Source organism: Microbacterium sp. STRO-1N (genome assembly GCF_057748015.1).
The window spans coordinates 937,604-955,316 of record NZ_CM173234.1 but is presented as its reverse complement, the minus strand read 5'-3'; the positions used below and the strand labels follow the sequence as shown (position 1 = coordinate 955,316).

Sequence of the window (17,713 nt, the reverse complement as noted above, 5' to 3'; positions counted from 1 at the left end):
TCATCCTACTTCTGTTTATTTGCTAAACCGTGTGTTATGGTCATACACAGTTGTATTGGACGTACACAGTTTACGCAATCCACAGAAAGGAATCACGCTCATGACCACTGCCGCGATCACGATCGAAGGCCTGCACAAGCGGTTCGGCGATCACGTCGTCCTCGACGGGATCGACCTCACGGTCGCCCGTGGAGAAGTGTTCGCCCTGCTCGGGCCGAACGGCGCCGGCAAGACGACGGCCATCAACATCCTCACGACGCTCACCAGGCCGGATGCCGGCACGGTCTCGGTCGGCGGGTTCGACGTCCGCTCGGACCCGATCGCGGTCCAGCAGCGGATCAGTCTCACCGGCCAGTCCGCCGCCGTCGACGACGCCCTCACCGCCACCGAGAACGTCGTGATGTTCGGCCGGCTCTCCGGTCTCGGGCGCGCGGCGGCTCGACGCAGAGCTGCAGAGCTGCTCGACCGCTTCGGCCTGAGCGATGCCGCCTCACGCGCGGTTCGGACCTATTCCGGTGGCATGCGCCGTCGCCTGGATCTGGCTCTGAGCTTCGTCATCACGCCGGAGATCCTCTTCCTCGATGAGCCGACGACGGGTCTCGACACGCGCAGCCGTCGCGATCTGTGGGACATCATCCGGTCGATGGCGGATGCCGGGACGACCGTCTTCCTCACGACGCAGTACCTCGAGGAAGCCGACCAGTTGGCAGACCGGATCGCCGTGCTGCATGACGGCCGCATCGCGGCCCTCGGCACCGCCGATCAGCTGAAGTCACGCGTCGGCGGTGACACGGTCGAGGTGCACGACGCGCACGGCGAGCTGATCCTCGAGGTGGCGACCGACGGAACTCTGCCTGGCCTCCGCCGCGCTCTCGATCAGCTCGACGAGCAAGGAGCCGAGGGCACCGTGACGCTGCGCCGCCCCACGCTCGACGATGTCTTCCTCGCCCTCACGGGCACCACCCGCTCGAGCACCGACTCCCGCGTCGGTGCCGCATCCATGAAGGAGTCCGCATGACCAGCCTGACCGCCGCGCCAGCGGCCCCCGCCCTCCCCGCCCTGCGTCCCCGGCTGCGCGGAGCGACCGCCGAGATGATCTTCGTCGGCCGCAGCATGCGCCACTCCTTGCGCGACGGGGAGTCGCTCCTGATGGCGATCATGCTTCCCGTGATGCTGATGCTGATGTTCACGTGGGTGTTCGGCGGCGCCATCGACCCGTCCGGCGCGTATGTCGACTACGTCGTGCCGGGCATCATCCTGACGTGCGCCGGGTTCGGCGCCTCCTCGACGGCCGTGTACGTCGCGAACGACATGCGCACCGGCATCATCGACCGGTTCCGCACCATGCCGCTGCGCGCCGGTGCCGTTCTCACAGGTCATGTCGTGGCGAGCCTGATCCGCAACCTCATCGCGACGTCGATCGTGATCGGCGTCGGCGTCCTCGTCGGCTTCCGCCCGACGGCGGATATCGGCGAGTGGATCGCCACCGGGGCGCTCATCGCCCTGTACATCCTCGCGATCACGTATCTGTTCGCCGCGATCGGTCTTGCCGCCGGGTCGCCGGAGGGCGCCAACGGATACGGCTTCATCCTGCTGTTCCTGCCGTACCTGTCCAGTGCCTTCGTACCGGTGGCGAGCATGCCGGAGTGGCTGCAGCCGATCGCCGAGTATCAGCCGATCACCCCGATCGTCGAGACGATCAGGGCGCTGCTGATGGGCACGAGCGTGGACTCCGAGCCGCTGTGGGCGATCATCTGGTGCGTGGTGATCCTCGCGGTCGCCACCGCCTGGGGCGCCTGGCTGTTCCGCCGCAAGGCCGGACGCCGCTGACCGCGGCATCCCGATGCGAACCCGTCCGGCGTCGCGTGCGTCGGGCGGGTTCGCTGCGTCAACCGCCGAGCCGCTTGAGCGCGCTCTGCACGACGTGCTTGGCGGACGCGGCGGCGCGCCCGACCGCTTCGGCCGCGTGCGCCGCGCCGTCCGGGAGCGGGACGAGATCCAGGTCGGTGCGCTCGTCGAACGCATCGACCAGGAACGGCATGAGCCAATCGTCGATGACCTCGAGCGGCTCGATCGCCAGGCTGTAGTAGCGGCGCTGGCCGTCCTCCCGCACCGTGACGAGATCCGACTCCCGGAGCACTTTGAGGTGCTTGGACACGGTCGGCTGGCTGATGCCGAGCTCGCTGACGATCTGGGTCACGCTGGTGCCGGCATCCCCATCGGTCGACCGCCGGAGCAGGAGCTGGAGGATGTCCCGCCTCGTGCCGTCCGCGATCACGTCGAAGATGTCGGTCATGTGATCAGGGTAGTCGTCCCACGGGCGGAGTACCATGACGAAGGCTCCGCAACGAGCGAGTCCAGCGGTCGAACAGGAAGGGAACGATGTCGGGCATCCGGTCTGCCGTCTCTCCCCGACGTGGGCTCGATCGCGCTCTGCAGTTCGTGAAGCACGTGATCACCTCGTCGCCGTCGCGGTTCGCGATCGTCATCTTCGCGGCGCTGGTCCTGGTCTTCACGGCACTGCTCTCCCTGCCGATCGCATCGGCGTCCGGCACCATCACACCGCTCGCCGATGCGCTGTTCGTCGCGGTCTCCACGATCTGCGTCACGGGCCTTGCTACGGTCGACATGGCGACGCACTGGTCGGGTTTCGGGCATGTCGTCATCTTCATCGGCGTCAACATCGGCGGCATGGGCGTGCTGACGCTCGCCTCGCTCATGGGCATGGTGATCTCCAAGCGCCTCGGTCTGCGCGCCAAACTCATCGCCGCCGGCGACACGAACCCGCTGCGAGCGCACGGCGGCCCAGTCAACGAGGGCCAGACCGTCCGCCTCGGTGAAGTCGGACAGCTGCTGACGACCGTGGCGCTGTCGACTCTTCTCATCGAGGGCGTGGTCGCGGTCCTCCTCTACCCTGGTCTCGTCATGGCCGGCATCGACCCGCTCGTGGCCCTCTGGGAGGCGCCGTACTACGCGGCGATGTCGTTCACCAACACCGGCTTCAGTCCCAACGTCGGCGGCGTCGGCGTCTTCGCCGACGACTACTTCGTCCTGAGCGTGCTGATGGTCAGCGTGTTCCTCGGCAGCATCGGGTTCCCGGTGATCTATACGCTCGCCAAGCACCACTGGCACATCGCGCGCTGGTCGCTGCACGCCAAGCTGACCCTCATCACGACCGTCATCCTGTTCTTCGCCGGCGCAGTCGTCTTCCTGATCCTGGAGTACGACAACCCGGGGACCTTCGGATCGATGGATGCCGTGGACACCACGTTCCAGGCGTTCTTCCTGTCCGCCATGACCCGCTCCGGCGGGTTCAGCGTGGTCGACATCAGCGAACTCAACGGATCATCGCTCGTCGCCGGATCCATGCTCATGTTCGTCGGCGGCGGCTCGGCATCCACGGCCGGCGGCATCAAGGTGACCACCCTGGCCGTCCTGGCCATCGCCGTGTGGTCCGAGGCCAAGGGCCGCCAGTCGGTCGAGGTCTTCGGCCGCCGGATCCCCAGCGATGTGCAGCGCGTCGCGCTGTCGGTGGTCGCCTGGGGTGCGACGATCGTCGCCCTGTCGACCATCGTGATCGCGCAGATCACCAAGGCGGACATCAGCCATGTCCTGTTCGACGTCATCTCCGCCTTCGGCACGGTCGGACTGTCGACCGGGCTCACCGGGGAGCTCCCTGATTCGGCGTCCTACGTGATGGCTGCGACGATCTTCATGGGACGCGTTGGTACAGTGACACTCGCCGCGGCGGTCGCCGCGACGTCGCGAACGCAGCTCTACTCGCTGCCGGTGGAAAGGCCGATCGTTGGTTGACGTCATCCGGGGCGATGCCCCCGTTCTCGTGATCGGACTCGGTCGCTTCGGTGCCGCGTGCGCCGGCGAACTGGATCGGCTGGACCGCGAAGTGCTCGCGATCGACGACAGCCTCGAACTCGTGCAGAAGTGGTCCGATCGGGTCACGCACACCGTCCAGGCCGACGCCCGCAACATCGACGCACTGCGTCAGATCGGTGCGCAGGACTTCCAGGTCGCTGTCGTCGCCGTCGGCTCGCTCATCGAGGCATCCGTCCTCATCACGGCCAACCTCGTCGACCTGAAGGTGCCGCAGATCTGGGCCAAAGCCGTTTCGCAGTCGCACGGCAAGATCCTCGCGCGCGTCGGTGCGAACCACGTCATCTACCCCGAACGGGAAGCGGGCGAGCGCGTCGCGCACCTCGTGAGCGGTCGGATGCTGGACTTCATCCGCTTCGACGACGACTTCGTGCTGGCGAAGATGTACCCGCCGAAGTTCATCCGCGGCGTCGGGCTCAATCAGTCGGGCGTGCGCACGAAGTACAACGTCACCGTGGTCGGCGTGAAGAGCCCCGGCAAGCCGTTCCGCTACGCCGAGGCGGACACCGTCGTCACGAACCACGACCTCATCATCGTGTCGGGGACGAACGTCGACATCGAGCGATTCGCCAGCCTGGATCGCTGAGGCACCTCAGGCGTCGATGTCGAGCGTGATCTCGATCTCGTCGTCGACGGCGATGGATTCGGCATCCTGCAGCGCCTTCTTGATCGGCACGATGTAGCCGCCGTCCTTCGGCCACAGCGAGGTCGACAGCGTCGTGCCGCCGACCGTGACCCGCACCGGGATCATGCCCCAGCCGTAGGTGACGATGCCGGACACGTCGTGGATCATCTCGCTCTCGGCTGCGGGCACGGTGACGAAGTGGAACGGCGCTGGACCGCGCCAGTACCAGACCTGCGCGGCGAAACGCAGCTCCATGTCACGCGCCGGCCGCGAGCTCCCGAGCCCGAGCCAGCGCGGCATCCGTCGCCTCGGCGAACACCGCGTCCAGGTGCGCGTCCTGCAGCACGGCGATGGCCCGCTCGGTCGTGCCTTTCGGGCTCGTGACCCTGCGTCGCAGTTCGGCGGGGTTCTCGCCGGACGCGTCCAGGAGAGCCGTGGCGCCGATGAACGTCTGCTCGGCCATGAGGCGCGCGTCGGCTTCGTTGAAGCCCTTGTCGACAGCGGTCTTCGTGAGCTCCTCGATCAGCAGGAAGACGTAGGCGGGCCCGGAGCCGGAGATCGTCGAGAGCGCGTCGATCTGATCTTCCGGCACCTCGATCACGGCGCCGACGAGCTCGAACAGGCGCCGGACGACGGCGACGTCCTCGGCGCCCGCGGCCGTGCCGGCAGCGAGTCCGGTGACGGCCTTGCCGACGGTCGCAGGAGTATTGGGCATCGAGCGGATCACACGAACGTCGCCGCCGAGATGCGTGGCGAACGTGTCCAGCGTGACGCCGGCGGCGAGGCTGACCACGATCGCGTCGGGGCGCAGTACCGGAGCGATCTCGCGGAGGAGATCGGGCACCATCGCCGGCTTCACGCCGACGAGGATGATCCGTGCGGATGCCGCGGCATCCGTGTTCCCGGCCGGCTGCGCGTCGAGAGCGATCGCCGTGACGCCGGCGAGGTCCGCGAGGGCTGCGGCCTTCTCGGCGGTCCGATTCGTGGCGACGATGCCGCCGTCGACCGGGATGCCGGAGGCGACCACTCCGTGCAGGATGGCACCGCCCATCGAACCCGCACCGAGGAACGCCAGGGAAGGAAGGGAATCAGCCATACCGTCATCCTAAAGCGGGTCTCGGACGCCCCGACGGGTCTCCTGCGTCAGCTGGTTGCCGGAACTAGACTCGTGCCATGAGTGCATCCGGCGGCGGCAAGGCCATTCTCGCGGCGTTCCTGGCGAACATGGGCATCGCTCTGGCGAAGTTCGTCGCATGGGCGCTTTCGGGCTCGGCCTCCATGCTCGCCGAGGCCATCCACTCCGTCGCCGATTCCGGCAACCAGCTGCTGCTCATGCTCGGCGGACGCAAGGCGAAGCGGGTCGCCGACCGCGAGCACCCGTTCGGCTACGGCCGCGAGCGCTACGTCTACGCGTTCGTCGTCTCGATCATCCTGTTCTCCGTCGGCGGCGTGTTCGCGATCTACGAGGGAATCGACAAGCTCACGCATCCGCACGCGCTCGATCCGACATGGTGGTGGCTGCCGCTCGTCGTGCTGGTGGTCGCGATCGGACTGGAGTCCTTCTCGCTGCGCACCGCGGTGCGCGAGAGCAATCTCGTGCGCGAGAAGGGGCAGTCGTGGGTCTCATTCGTCCGCCGCGCCAAGGCACCAGAGCTCCCGGTCGTCCTGCTCGAGGACGTCGGAGCGCTGACCGGCCTCACCTTCGCCCTGCTCGGTGTCGGGCTCACGGTCATCACGGGCAACCCGCTGTTCGACGCGCTCGGCACCCTCATGATCGGAACGCTGCTGGTCGTGATCGCGATCGTCCTCGGCGTGGAGACGAAGAGCCTGCTCGTCGGCGAGGGCGCGAACCAGGGCGACCACGACCGGATCGTCGACGCGATCGTGTCAGGACCGGAGGTCGAGAAGCTCATCCACCTCAAGACCCTGTACCTGGGTCCCGATGAACTGCTCGTCGCTGCGAAGATCGCACTCTCGGGAGACAAGACGGTGCGCGAGGCCGCCGACGACATCAACGACATCGAGAAGCGGATCCGGGATGCCGTGCCGGTCGCCCGCGCGATCTACATCGAGCCGGACATCTACCGTCCGTCACTCGACCCCGAGCCGTCGACGGACGTATTCGTCCTGAAATCCGCCGACTGACCGGTCGGGCCGTCCCGTCGGCCCGTCCCGTGTCCGGGTTCGTGCGGCTCACAGCCCTGCGGACCCGCATCGCCCCGGACACGCAGCGAACGATGTCCGGGTTCATGAGGGCACTCGCTCCGCAAACCCGCATCTCCCCGGACACGCAGGAGCTCGCGCCGGGGTGAGCAGCGGGAGCAGTGACCGGTCAGCGGCGGGCTTCGAAGAAGTCGCGCAGCAGGGCGGAGGCGGTGTCCTCGTGGAGCCCGCCGATGACTTCGGCACGGTAGGGCAGCCGTCGGTCGCGCAGCAGGTCGTACATGGAGCCGGCCGCGCCGGCCTTCTCGTCCCACGCGCCGAACACGACGCGCCCGACGCGCGCCTGCAGGATCGCCCCCGCGCACATCGCACACGGCTCGAGGGTCACGACCAGGGTGTGGCCCTCGAGGTTCCATGAACCGAGGGATGCCGCGGCCCCGCGTAGCGCGACGATCTCGGCGTGCCCGGTGGGGTCATGGGTCTCCTCGCGGGTGTTGCGCCCTTCGGCGACGATGCGGCCGGATGGGTCGAGGACGACCGCGCCGACGGGCACGTCGTCGGTCGCCGCGGCATCGCGGGCGAGTTCGAGGGCACGCAGCATCCCCTGTTCGTCGGATCCGGTCATACGTCGACTCTATTGCGGCCTCCGCGGGCATTACCCTTGATCCATGCGTGTTCACGTCGCCGACCACCCCCTCGTCACCCACAAGCTCTCGGTGCTGCGCGACCAGCGCACCCCGTCGCCGGTCTTCCGCCAGCTCACCGAGGAACTCGTGACGCTGCTCGCCTACGAGGCGACGCGGAACGTGCGGGTCTCCCCCATCGAGATCACGACCCCCGTGACGACGACGACGGGCGTGAAGATCTCCGAGCCGCGACCGATCGTGGTGCCGATCCTCCGCGCGGGTCTCGGGATGCTGGAGGGCATGGTCAAGCTGCTGCCGACCGCCGAAGTCGGATTCCTCGGCATGGTCCGCGACGAGGAGACGTTCGAGCCGACCACGTACGCCGAGCGTCTGCCCGAGGACCTCAGCGATCGCCAGTGCTTCGCGATCGACCCGATGCTCGCGACCGGCGGGTCGCTGGCCGTCGCGATCCAGTTCCTGTTCGACCGCGGCGCCAAGGACGTCACCGCGATCTGCCTCCTCGGCACTCCGGAGGGCGTCGCGGCGATCGAGAAGCTCGTCGGGGACCGCGATGTGACGCTCGTGCTGGGTGCGCTGGATGAAGGGCTCAACGAGAAGGGCTACATCGTTCCTGGTCTCGGCGACGCGGGCGACCGGCTCTACGGCACGGTCTGATCGGTCCTGGCGCGGAGCCTGTTGTCAGAGCGCGTCGACCAACCGCGCGAACGCGCTGAGGCGAGCGACTCCCTCGACCGTCCACGGCAGATCGTCGAGCAGCGCCGGTGAATGAACGAGGTAGGCGACGCTCTTCGCACGGGAGATCGCGACGTTCAGCCTGTTCTGCAGTAGCAGGAACTCCGGTCCGCGCGGGGCGTCCCTTCCGCTGGATGCCGCGAGCGACGTGATCGAGACGACCGCTTCCTTGCCCTGGAAGTTGTCGACCGTGCCGACCGGGATCCGGTCGAAGCCGGCATCCATCAGGACCTCGTGGATCAGCTGCTTCTGCGCGTTGTACGGCGCGACGACGATGATGTCCTCCTCACGGAGGGAACACGGCGGTGCACCCGTCATCCCGTCGGAGTAGGTCCGTCCGAGCAGGTCGCGCACGATCCGCAGCACCTCGGTCGCTTCTTCGGGCGACTGCGTCGCATTGCCGCGGTGACGGACGGGAACCACATGCAGGCCGGGCTCGACGCCGTCGACCGTGCGCAGTTCGGTGCCCGGTGCTGAAGCCAGCCGGCCCGCATACGCCAGCCGAGAGACGGGCTCGGCGACGGCGGGGTGCATCCGCCACGATGTGGCGAGGAAGTAGCCGTGCGCCGGATCCAGAACCTGCTGCCCGGCCATCACCCACCCGAGCGCCGAGGTGTCGACCGGCTCGGGATGCGTGCCCTGGCTCACCTGCGGCAGCTGCTGCGGATCGCCCAGCAGGAGCAGGTTCTTCGCCCCAGCGGCCACCGCGACGGTGGATGCGAGTGAGAACTGCCCGGCTTCGTCGATCACGAGCAGATCGAGACCGTCGCGGTCGACGCGGCGCGTGTTGCTGAAGTCCCAGGCGGTGCCGCCGACGACGAACCCCTCAGGGTGCTCGCCGACGAACGAGGCCATGCCGTCCTTCGGGATGACGGTGAACGGCGGCTCGAGACCGGAATCCTTCGGATGCTTGGCGACCTTCCCCGCGGGGACACCGTCCTCGATGACCCGCCCGAGCAGCGTTTCGACGATCGCGTGCGACTGCGCGACGACACCGACCTTGAAACCGTGGTCCCGCACCAGACGTGAGATCACCTGTGATCCGGTGAAGGTCTTCCCTGTGCCAGGCGGACCCTGGACGGCGATGTAGCTGCGATCCAGATCCAGGATTCCCCGCACGATCGCGTCGATCGTGTCGCCGTCCGCCTGCGGCAGCGCGGACCCTGACCTCGTGCGGGGCACGGCTCGGCGCAGGATGTCGGTCGCCGCGTCGCGCGGGAACTCGGGCGCGGCGAGGTGCACAGCCTGCGCCCATTCCTCGATCGCCTTCTGCTGCGACGCGACATTCGGTGGCGATGCCGGCGTGAGCGCGATCGGCAGATCGTGCCACGTCTCCCCCTGGATGGCGCGCTCGCGCACGACGTAGCCGTCGTCCAGGACCTCGACGATCTCGACCTCGTGCGGGGCGTGGATGACCCGGGACAGATTGTCGGCGAAGAACGGCGCCGGTGTCTCGTACAACGCGAACGGACGCCCGCCGACGCCGAGAGTGCTCCCCGGTGCCACCTCGCCGCGCAGCTCGACAAGCCGCGTCAGCGTGCGGTTGCCCTCGCCGACGGCCCAGTCCTCGATGGTGCTGCTGCGGCCGGCGTCGATGCGCAGCACATCCCGGGTCTGCTCCCACACGGAGACGGGTTCACGCAGTCGTTGGAAGTGCCCCTGCCAGAAGCTCTTCGCCTCACGCGGGTAGTAGTCGATCGCGGCGGCCGCGACCCGGTGCACCTCACCGTCCCCTCCAACCCGCACGGCCGCCTCGCCGTCGGCGAGCAGGGCGAGTGAGAGCGGCGAGGGCTCGTACGCGCGCGCCTGAATGTCGTCCGGCGGTGCGGGGAGCACGCCCTCCTGCTTCGCGAGTCCGATCAGCCAGTCGCGCAGTCGACGCGTTGACACGCAGTCGTAGCGGTTGTAATCCGCCAGGTCGGCGAGGATGCCATCGGCCGCGGCATCGTTCCCGGACTCTCTCAGTTCACGCGCCTGGACGTACTGGACGATCGAATCGTCGCCCTTCTGCACGTCGCTGGTGCGCACCTCGTCGCCCATGTACAGCGGCTCGAGCTTCTTGATCGAGTACGACCGTGAGCCGACCCGCACCGATCGCAGCACCAGCGGGTACAGATCGACGAACACGCCCTCGCGCAGCAGTCGATCGACGTCGGCTTCGCCCACTCCGTGCCTGGCGGCCATCGCCGACAGGTGCGACGTCTCGTACGGCGCGTAGTGGTAGATGTGCATGTCGGGGTGCGCCTGCCGGCGCAGCTTCACGAACGCGAGGAAGTCGAGCAGCGCCTGCTTCTCGTCGGCGAACGTGTGCGCCCACAGCGCGGTGTACTGCTCGGCGTTGTCGATCCAGCCGAAGAGGTAGTCGATGCCCCAGTCGGGCCTGCCACCGCGATCGGCGTCGATGACCTCCTCGGTGTACAGCGGATCGCCCTCGAAGTCGAAGAAGATGTCACCGTGGCTCGGCCGAGGCATCAGTCCGATCGCGTGGGCCGAGACGAGCTCGAACGGCGGCGCATCGGCGGCATCGGCCGGCCCACCGGCCTGCAGGCGCGCCTGCGCACGCAGCGCCGCGAACGTGTCGGCGTTCATGCCCTCAGGCGCGTCGGTCGCCGCCGCGAGATCGTCGATGGTTCGGATGCCGGCCGCACGGAGCTTCTGCCGCTGCACCGGGCGCATCCGAGCCACCATCAGCAGGTCGCGGTGCCCGATCACCTGCTCGTCGCACGTCGCGCACCGGCCGCAGGCCGTGAGCTGCAGGTCGCCGCGGTCGTCGCCCCAGGCCAGCGGCGACCCGGCGGCGCCGTCTGCGACCCTCCGGTCGGCGATGAGCGCGCGCAGTCGCGTCCTGCGGACCCGGAAAAGAGGAAGGAGGTCATCGACCGCGTGGGTGCTGAGCGTGCCGTCGCCGAGGATCAGATCGACCTCGTCGGATCGAGGGATGCCGAGCGCATCCAGCTGATCGACATATGCCGCGAGCTGCATGAGCGCCGTGACGCGCGCCTTGCGGGCGAGCTTGGAATCCTGCACACGCCACCGCCCGTCGTCGTCGCGCAGCAGGAAGTCGGCGAATCCGACGAATTCGTCGGTGGAGAACGCGGCCTGGAAGAGGACCTTCGCCTCGGACCGCAGTGCGTCGTTCGTCTCGGCGACGACGGCCGCGAGCGAGGCCGCGTCACGGGAGGAGACCTTGGACACCTCGTGCACGGCTGCGCCGAAGCGGTCGCGATACGACTGGAGCACGTTCTGCTCGTGCACGTCGCCGAGCTCGGCGGCGCGTCGCAGAGTGGCGTCCTCGGGCTCTTCGACGGCAGGGACGCGACCGAGCTTCGCGTCGATCGCGCGGCACCAGGCGAACTCGCATTCCGCGGCCAGCTTCAGGTCGCTGGCGCTCCAGATGACGCGCTGCGCCTCGGTGTCGATCCTCATGCTTCGAGACTAGTTCCGGGGTCGGACATGGCCCGGCCCCGGCGAACGAGGGGCGGTCAGCGAGCGGCGGGGCCCCACCACGTGTCGGTCGGCGTCACCGGCAGCTGTCGCTTGTGCTCGGTGGCGAGGTACTTGCCCTCGATATGAGCGGCCACCTCGGCATCCACTTCGATGCCCTCCAGGTAGTCGTCGATCTGCTCGTAGGTCAGGCCGAGCTCGTCCTCGTCGGCACGGCCAGGCTGGCCGTCCAGAAGATCAGCGGTCGGCACCTTGAGCCACAGTCGGTCCGGAGCGCCGAGTTCGCGCAGCAGCGCCTTCCCCTGGCGTTTGGTGAGGCCGGACAGCGGTAGGAGGTCGGCGGCGCCGTCGCCGAACTTCGTATAGAAGCCCGTGACCGCTTCGGCTGCGTGATCGGTGCCGATGACCAGCATCCGGTCGTGTCCGGCGAGTGCGTACTGGGTGACCATGCGGATGCGGGCCTTGATGTTGCCGCGGTTGAAGTCCGAGATATCGGCGCCTGCGGCGTGCTCGATGTCGCTCTCGACGCCGTCCACGCCGCCTTGGATGTTCACCTCGATCACGCGATCCGCCGCGATGAACTGCAGCGCCGCGGCCGCGTCATCGGCATCGTGCTGCACCTTGTAGGGCAGCCGAACCGCGATGAACGACGCCCGTGCGCCCTGTGCGCGCGCCTTCTCGACGGCGAGCTGCGCGAGGCGCCCTGCGAGCGTGGAGTCCTGCCCTCCCGAGATGCCGAGCACGTATCCGTGCGCACCGGTGGTCACGAGATAGTCGACGAGGAACTGCACCCGCCGCTCGATCTCCGTCTTCGGATCGATCTCGGGCTGCACGCCGAGGGCATCGGCGATCTGCTGCTGAAGCGACACGGAATCCTCCACTCTGTCTGCGTCCAGTATCCCGCGCCCGCATTACGACCGGATGACATCGCGCCGGAATACCCCGGCGCGCGTCGGACTTGTCCTCAGAAGACGACGAAAGTGAGACCTCATGACCCTGATCGGCCGCAGCGACCTCGATGTGTTCCCCCTCGCCCTCGGCGGCAACGTGTTCGGCTGGACCGCCGACCGCGATGCCTCGTTCGCGATCCTCGACGCCTTCACCCAGGGCGGCGGCGACTTCATCGACACGGCCGACGGGTACAGCGCCTGGGTGCCAGGCAACGCGGGCGGCGAGAGCGAGACGATCATCGGCGAATGGCTGGCATCCCGCAAGCCGCGCGACATCGTCGTCGCGACGAAGGTCAGCACGCATCCGGAGTTCCGCGGCCTGTCGGCGAAGAACGTCCGCGCCGCGGCAGAGGCCTCGCTGAAGCGACTCGGCGTCGAGACGATCGACCTCTACTACGCGCACTTCGACGACGAGTCCGTGCCGCTGGAGGAGACCGTCGCGGCCTTCGGCCAGCTCGTGACCGACGGCCTGGTCCGCCACACGGCCGTCTCGAACTACTCCGCCGAACGCATCACATCGTGGGTGTCGATCGCCCAGGATGCCGGGACGGCACTGCCTGTCGCGGTGCAGCCGCACTACAACCTCGTGCACCGCAACGACGTCGAGGAGGGCATCATCCCGGTCGCCGAGGAGTTCGGCCTCGGGCTGGTCCCGTACTACGCGCTCGCGAGCGGCTTCCTCACGGGGAAGTACCGGTCCGAGGATGCTTCGGCTGTGGCATCAGCCCGTGCCGGCGGAGCGGCGAAGTACGCCACGGCGCACGGCCTGCGCATCATCGACGAACTGGAGCGCATCGGCACGGCGCACGGCGCGTCGATCGCGTCCGTCGCGCTCGCCTGGCTGCGGTCGCAGCCCACGGTCGTCGCCCCGATCGCCAGCGCGTCGCGCGTCGAACAGGTGGCGGATCTGCTGGCCAGTGCTCGGATTCAGCTGAGCGCGGAGGAGATCGCGTCTCTCAGCGCGGTGTCGGCCTGGTCGTACGCGAACTGAACGCGCGCGAGGGTCAGGCGGGCGCGACGATCCGGCTCGGACCGGCATCGGTCTGCTCGACGCGCAGCTGAGCAGGGATCTGCTCCTGCATGGCTTCGACGTGACTGATCACGCCGACCGTGCGGCCACCGGCGCGCAGCTCGTCGAGCGTGCGCATCGCGATGTCGAGCGTGTCGGCATCCAGCGACCCGAACCCCTCGTCGATGAACAGCGTGTCGAGGGTGATCCCGCCGGCACGGGCGGTGACGACCTCGGCGAGCCCGAGGGCGAGCGCGAGGGATGAGAGGAACGTCTCGCCGCCGGACAGCGACTGCGCGGGCCGCGTCTGGCCGGTGAAGGCGTCGAACACGACGATGCCGAGACCGGATGCGGCACCGCGCGCGGCGAGCGCGTCGGAGTGGCGCAGCTGATAGCGACCGGTCGACATGTCACCGAGGCGCCGATTCGCGGCATCCACGATCTCCTCGAGCTCGGCGGCGAGCACGAACGTCTCCAGGGTCATCCGGTGAGTGTTGCCCGCGCGGCCCGCGATCGCGTCGGCCAGGCCTTTCAGCACCTCGTGCTCCTTCGCCTGGTCGGCGCTGCGCGCGTGCTCGTTCGCCGCCCTGTCGATCAGGTCGCTGAGACGCTCGGCGATGCCGGTGGCACGCGCCGCGGCGTCCACCTGGTCCTTCCACACCGCACGCGCGGTCGTGGCTGCATCTTCGACCGGCGCGAGATCGATCGGATCCTCGGGGAGCGCGCGCATCTCGAGCGGGAGGAGAATCGCCTTCTCCTTCTCGCGCTGGACGGCATGCTCGGTGATCCACGCTTCGAGTCGATCCCGCTCGCTCGCGGAACGCAGGGCCGTCTCCACGGCATCCGGCCCATCGAAATCGGAGCGCTCGATCGCCGTATCGCGTTCGGTGCGGGTCTCCTCGACGGTGCCGGTGCGACGCGCGACCTCTGCGAGCGCCTCAGCCAGGTGCTGGGCTGTGGCGATGCCGGCGGCCGCGGCTTCGACCCGCTCGGCCACCGAGTCGAAGCCGCCGCGTGCGTCTGCGATGAGCGCATCGGCCTCGCGTTCGCGTTCCTCGAGAACCGCGAGCGCTTCCCTGGCCGAGGCGAGCGCCTGCGTGGACTCGGTTCGTTCGCGTTCCAGTCGGGCGACGCGCTCGTCGAGCTCAGCGAGTCGTGCCTCGACTTCGGCGACCCGACCGCCCGCTGCGGCGGCCTCTTCGTGCGCGGAGTTCGCCTCGGACAGCTCGGTCTCGGCTTGCGCGACGCCGCGCCCCTCCGCTTGCGCGGCGGCCGTGGCGAGCTCGGCGCGCAGCGCCGTCACCCGCTCGGCTGCTTCGCGCTCGGCGTCTGCTGCGGCATCGCGCTGCTGCTGCGCGACGGCGACGTCATCCGCGGACACCGGATCGATGTGCGCGGCCGGCGCCGGATGCGCGGTCGACCCGCACACCGCGCACGCCTCCCCCGGCACCAGAGCGACGGCGAGTTCACCTGCCATCCCGTCGAGTCGACGCTGCAGAAGATCGGACAGCCGGGTCTGCGCCCGCGTGAGCGCCGAGTTGGCCGCGGCGAACTCGGCCTCTTCCGTCGCCAGAGCAGCGGTCAGTCGCTCGACCTCTGCGGCCGCGGTGCGACGCGCCATGGCGCGGTCACGATCGCGGGCGAGGTCGTCGATCCGGTCGGCGGCTCGACGCGCGGCATCGCGCTCGGCCGTCAGTTCGACGCGATGCGCGGGCAGCGTCGCACGCTCGCCCTCGTCTGCCTGGATCCGCGCGGATGCCGCGGCGACCTTCTCCCTGGCCCTCGCCAGCTCGGCGGCGCGCTGGGTCGCCCGTGCCTCGTGCGCCACGGCGTGCTGCCAACTCCCGCGCTCCTCGGTTCGAGCGGCGGCCCACTCCTCCAGCGACGCCGCGGTGATCTCCGGCAGGGGGACCTCGAGCGATTTCCAGCGTTCGCGCGCTTCGATCTCGCTCTCGGCGGCCGCGGCCAGTGCGCGCTGCGCTTTCACCGCGGCGGCGATGGCGGGCCGGAGCGTTTCCGCGCTGCGGGCGCGCTCGAGTTCGGCCCTGGCCGCCGAGATCTGCGGTTCCTCTTCGTCGAGAAGGTTCAGTGCGATGCGGGCGCGATCCCGCTCGCGCTGCGCCGCCTGGTCCTCACGACGCATCGCGAGCGCTGCATCCGCCGTCGTCGACAGCTGTTCGGCCTCGTCGCGATCCGCCTGCGCGCGTTCGGCCCGGTACTCCGCCCGCGCCAGCGCGCGCCGCAGCGCCTCCAGCCGCTCGTCCGTCGTGACGGCGTGAGCCTCGACCGGCACCGGCGCATCGTCGTCGGCGTCTTCGGCATCCGAAGGCGCGCCCGAGAGCCCCGCGGCCTCGACGACCGACTCGGCCTCTTCGATGCGCGTCGTGACGGTCATGAGGCGCGCACTCAGCTGATCGTCCGAGGCCTTCCGGCGCTCCTCGAAACGGGTCTGGATGTCCTCGAAGCGCTCGGTGCCGAACAGACGGCGCAGCAGCGCCTGTCGCTCTTTGCTGTCCGCGAGCAGGAAACGCGCGAACCGGTTCTGCGCCAGCAGGATCACCTGGAGGAACTGGGACTGACTCAGCTGCAGGATCGCATCCAGTTCGTTGGCCACGTCGACCGCTCGTGCCGCGCGTCCGACCCACCCTTCGCCGCTCCACTCATCGAGAGCGACGGCGGACGGCTGCTTGGTCATGCCTCCGCCGCGCTTGGCCGGCCTCGGATACTCGGGCGACCGCGTGACGCGGAAGCGTCCGGCGGTCGTGCTGAACTCGACGACGACCTCGCTGGGGTCGTCAGGGTCGCAATGATCGCTGCGCAGCCGCTTCTCCCCGCCGTCGTAGCGCGGCACCGATCCGTAAAGCCCGAAGCACACCGCGTCGAGGATGCTGGATTTGCCCGCTCCTGTTCGACCGGCGATGAGGAAGATGCCATCGGCCGCGAACGCATCGAAGTCGACCATCTGCCGTTCGCGGAACGGGCCGAACCCCTCGACCTCGAGGCGATGCAGGCGCACTAGACCAGTGCCTCTGCGGCCACCCGCTCGTCGAGCACCTCGCGGATCAGGTCGCGCTCACGCTCGGTCGGCCCGCGCCCCTCGCGGACGTGCTCGAGGAACGCCTCGATGCGATCGGTGTCCGTGACCGCCGACCGCAGGCGCGCCGCATACGACCGTTCGATGCGCTCGACCGTGTTCGCCGGTTCGTGCTGCACCATCGCGCAGAACGGGAACCGCTCCTTCAGCCGACGCATGGGTTCTGACTGCGGGAGCGCGTCGGTGTATGCCGCGCACACCCAGTCCGCGGCGTGGGCCGCGACGTTGTCCGCCGCGAGGATGTCGTCCAGCGTGCCCGTGAGGGTGACGAGTCGGCGCGGCACGGGAAGCTCGAGCCACTCGACGGAGGCGAGTCCGTCTGCGTCGAGGTCGACGAGCCACGAGCCGCGCGGCTTGTCCTGCTCGCCGAAGCTGTAGTGCAGCGGAGCGCCGGCATAGCGGACGCGATCGCTCAGCCGCTGCCGGCCGTGGATGTGACCGAGGGCGACGTAATCGGGGCCGTCGAACACCGACAGCGGCACGACGTCGAGACCGCCCTGACGGACCTCGCGCTCGAGCCCGGCGGTCGCGTCGACCCCGGCGGCGAAGCAGTGCGCGATGGCGACGGAGCGACCGGAGTTCGCCGCCATGCCGCCGCGCACCAGCTCCATGGCGTGCGCCATCGTCTGAGCCTGCGTGCGGAGCACGGCATCCGGCCAGTGCTGCCGCACGATCGCGGGCTCGAGATACGGGATGCCGTAGAAATGGACCGGACCATCGGCATCCGAGATCGTGATGGGCCGCCCGATCGCGACGGGGTCGGTCATCACATGGATGCCGTCGCGCAGCAGTCGCGCCTGGAAACCGAGCCTGGCGGCAGAATCGTGGTTGCCGCTCGTGACGACGACCGCGGCACCGGCATCGTGCAGCGCCACCAGCGTGTCGCCGAGCAGCGTGTAGGCGGGGCCCGCCGGCGTGGCCGAGTCGAACACGTCGCCGGCGACGACGACGACGTCGACATCGTGCGCACGCACCTGCGCGACCAGCGCGGCGAGCACGTCGGCCAGCGCGTCCATGGTGGAGCTGCCATGGAACGTACGGCCGATGTGCCAGTCGGAGGTGTGCAGGATGCGCATACTCACACGGTACGGAGGGCCTCGGACATCGCCCGAGAGGCGTGCCGCGTTGTGCGTGAGCGCCCGCGGAAGGTCCCCGTTC

The 17,713-nt window shown here is 69.0% G+C and carries 15 protein-coding genes; 7 read left to right on the top strand and 8 right to left on the bottom strand.

The window, feature by feature from the left end:
* Positions 1-100 precede the first annotated feature (100 nt).
* Complete coding sequence (locus AC3ANJ_RS04430; protein WP_488318414.1) at positions 101-1,018, top strand: ATP-binding cassette domain-containing protein; 918 nt, start codon at positions 101-103, stop codon at positions 1,016-1,018.
* A complete protein-coding gene (locus AC3ANJ_RS04425) occupies positions 1,015-1,830 on the top strand; it encodes an ABC transporter permease (RefSeq protein ID WP_488318413.1) in 816 nt (271 codons plus the stop codon). The genes AC3ANJ_RS04430 and AC3ANJ_RS04425 overlap by 4 nt, the downstream gene beginning before the upstream one ends.
* A 58-nt stretch (positions 1,831-1,888) precedes the next feature.
* Here the strand turns inward: AC3ANJ_RS04425 and AC3ANJ_RS04420 are convergent, their stop codons facing one another.
* A complete protein-coding gene (locus tag AC3ANJ_RS04420) occupies positions 1,889-2,296 on the bottom strand; it encodes an ArsR/SmtB family transcription factor (RefSeq protein ID WP_406246555.1) in 408 nt (135 codons plus the stop codon).
* An 86-nt stretch (positions 2,297-2,382) separates the two neighbouring features.
* Here AC3ANJ_RS04420 and AC3ANJ_RS04415 point away from each other — a divergent pair, with 86 nt between their 5' ends.
* Together AC3ANJ_RS04415 and AC3ANJ_RS04410 are read left to right on the top strand one after the other, a co-directional pair.
* Positions 2,383-3,813, top strand: a complete 1,431-nt coding sequence (locus tag AC3ANJ_RS04415) for a TrkH family potassium uptake protein (RefSeq protein ID WP_488318412.1) — start codon at positions 2,383-2,385, stop codon at positions 3,811-3,813.
* Complete coding sequence (locus tag AC3ANJ_RS04410; protein WP_120227783.1) at positions 3,806-4,477, top strand: potassium channel family protein; 672 nt, start codon at positions 3,806-3,808, stop codon at positions 4,475-4,477. Before AC3ANJ_RS04415 ends, AC3ANJ_RS04410 begins: the two co-directional genes overlap by 8 nt.
* Before the next feature lie 6 nt (positions 4,478-4,483).
* Here the strand turns inward: AC3ANJ_RS04410 and AC3ANJ_RS04405 are convergent, their stop codons facing one another.
* Both AC3ANJ_RS04405 and proC read right to left on the bottom strand, forming a co-directional pair.
* Complete coding sequence (locus AC3ANJ_RS04405) at positions 4,484-4,771, bottom strand: DUF1905 domain-containing protein (RefSeq protein WP_488318411.1); 288 nt, start codon at positions 4,769-4,771, stop codon at positions 4,484-4,486.
* 1 nt (position 4,772) lies between these two features.
* A complete protein-coding gene (gene proC, locus AC3ANJ_RS04400) occupies positions 4,773-5,612 on the bottom strand; it encodes a pyrroline-5-carboxylate reductase (protein ID WP_488318410.1) in 840 nt (279 codons plus the stop codon).
* A 77-nt stretch (positions 5,613-5,689) separates the two neighbouring features.
* Here proC and AC3ANJ_RS04395 point away from each other — a divergent pair, with 77 nt between their 5' ends.
* Positions 5,690-6,661: a cation diffusion facilitator family transporter gene (locus AC3ANJ_RS04395; protein WP_406246563.1), complete on the top strand. Its 972-nt coding sequence runs from the start codon at positions 5,690-5,692 to the stop codon at positions 6,659-6,661.
* A 187-nt stretch (positions 6,662-6,848) separates the two neighbouring features.
* Here the strand turns inward: AC3ANJ_RS04395 and AC3ANJ_RS04390 are convergent, their stop codons facing one another.
* The gene (locus AC3ANJ_RS04390; protein WP_488318409.1) at positions 6,849-7,304 is read right to left on the bottom strand and encodes a nucleoside deaminase; all 456 of its coding nucleotides are present in this window, start codon (positions 7,302-7,304) and stop codon (positions 6,849-6,851) included.
* A 43-nt stretch (positions 7,305-7,347) separates the two neighbouring features.
* Between AC3ANJ_RS04390 and upp the strand changes: the two genes are divergently transcribed.
* Positions 7,348-7,980, top strand: coding sequence for a uracil phosphoribosyltransferase (upp, locus tag AC3ANJ_RS04385; RefSeq protein ID WP_488318408.1), 633 nt, complete (start codon positions 7,348-7,350; stop codon positions 7,978-7,980).
* 24 nt (positions 7,981-8,004) lie between these two features.
* Here the strand turns inward: upp and AC3ANJ_RS04380 are convergent, their stop codons facing one another.
* Together AC3ANJ_RS04380 and nadE are read right to left on the bottom strand one after the other, a co-directional pair.
* On the bottom strand, positions 8,005-11,484 hold the full coding sequence (locus AC3ANJ_RS04380) for a TM0106 family RecB-like putative nuclease (protein ID WP_488318407.1): 3,480 nt from the start codon (positions 11,482-11,484) through the stop codon (positions 8,005-8,007).
* Between the two features lie 56 nt (positions 11,485-11,540).
* Complete coding sequence (gene nadE / locus AC3ANJ_RS04375) at positions 11,541-12,371, bottom strand: NAD(+) synthase (protein ID WP_488318406.1); 831 nt, start codon at positions 12,369-12,371, stop codon at positions 11,541-11,543.
* A gap of 121 nt (positions 12,372-12,492) precedes the next feature.
* On the opposite strand from nadE, the gene AC3ANJ_RS04370 reads away from it, so the two are divergent.
* The gene (locus AC3ANJ_RS04370; RefSeq protein ID WP_488318405.1) at positions 12,493-13,443 is read left to right on the top strand and encodes an aldo/keto reductase; all 951 of its coding nucleotides are present in this window, start codon (positions 12,493-12,495) and stop codon (positions 13,441-13,443) included.
* 13 nt (positions 13,444-13,456) lie between these two features.
* On the opposite strand, the gene AC3ANJ_RS04365 is transcribed toward AC3ANJ_RS04370, so the two are convergent.
* Positions 13,457-16,477, bottom strand: coding sequence for an AAA family ATPase (locus tag AC3ANJ_RS04365; protein ID WP_488318404.1), 3,021 nt, complete (start codon positions 16,475-16,477; stop codon positions 13,457-13,459).
* On the bottom strand, positions 16,477-17,631 hold the full coding sequence (locus tag AC3ANJ_RS04360; protein ID WP_488318403.1) for an exonuclease SbcCD subunit D: 1,155 nt from the start codon (positions 17,629-17,631) through the stop codon (positions 16,477-16,479). The genes AC3ANJ_RS04365 and AC3ANJ_RS04360 overlap by 1 nt, the downstream gene beginning before the upstream one ends.
* Positions 17,632-17,713 lie beyond the last annotated feature (82 nt).

Coding starts and splice junctions, on each gene's coding strand:
- AC3ANJ_RS04430 (WP_488318414.1), top strand. CDS start 101: ATGACCACTGCCGCGATCACGATCGAAGGCCTGCACAAGCGGTTCGGC.
- AC3ANJ_RS04425 (WP_488318413.1), top strand. CDS start 1,015: ATGACCAGCCTGACCGCCGCGCCAGCGGCCCCCGCCCTCCCCGCCCTG.
- AC3ANJ_RS04420 (WP_406246555.1), bottom strand. CDS start 2,296: ATGACCGACATCTTCGACGTGATCGCGGACGGCACGAGGCGGGACATC.
- AC3ANJ_RS04415 (WP_488318412.1), top strand. CDS start 2,383: ATGTCGGGCATCCGGTCTGCCGTCTCTCCCCGACGTGGGCTCGATCGC.
- AC3ANJ_RS04405 (WP_488318411.1), bottom strand. CDS start 4,771: ATGGAGCTGCGTTTCGCCGCGCAGGTCTGGTACTGGCGCGGTCCAGCG.
- proC (WP_488318410.1), bottom strand. CDS start 5,612: ATGGCTGATTCCCTTCCTTCCCTGGCGTTCCTCGGTGCGGGTTCGATG.
- AC3ANJ_RS04395 (WP_406246563.1), top strand. CDS start 5,690: ATGAGTGCATCCGGCGGCGGCAAGGCCATTCTCGCGGCGTTCCTGGCG.
- AC3ANJ_RS04390 (WP_488318409.1), bottom strand. CDS start 7,304: ATGACCGGATCCGACGAACAGGGGATGCTGCGTGCCCTCGAACTCGCC.
- upp (WP_488318408.1), top strand. CDS start 7,348: ATGCGTGTTCACGTCGCCGACCACCCCCTCGTCACCCACAAGCTCTCG.
- AC3ANJ_RS04380 (WP_488318407.1), bottom strand. CDS start 11,484: ATGAGGATCGACACCGAGGCGCAGCGCGTCATCTGGAGCGCCAGCGAC.
- AC3ANJ_RS04370 (WP_488318405.1), top strand. CDS start 12,493: ATGACCCTGATCGGCCGCAGCGACCTCGATGTGTTCCCCCTCGCCCTC.
- AC3ANJ_RS04360 (WP_488318403.1), bottom strand. CDS start 17,631: ATGCGCATCCTGCACACCTCCGACTGGCACATCGGCCGTACGTTCCAT.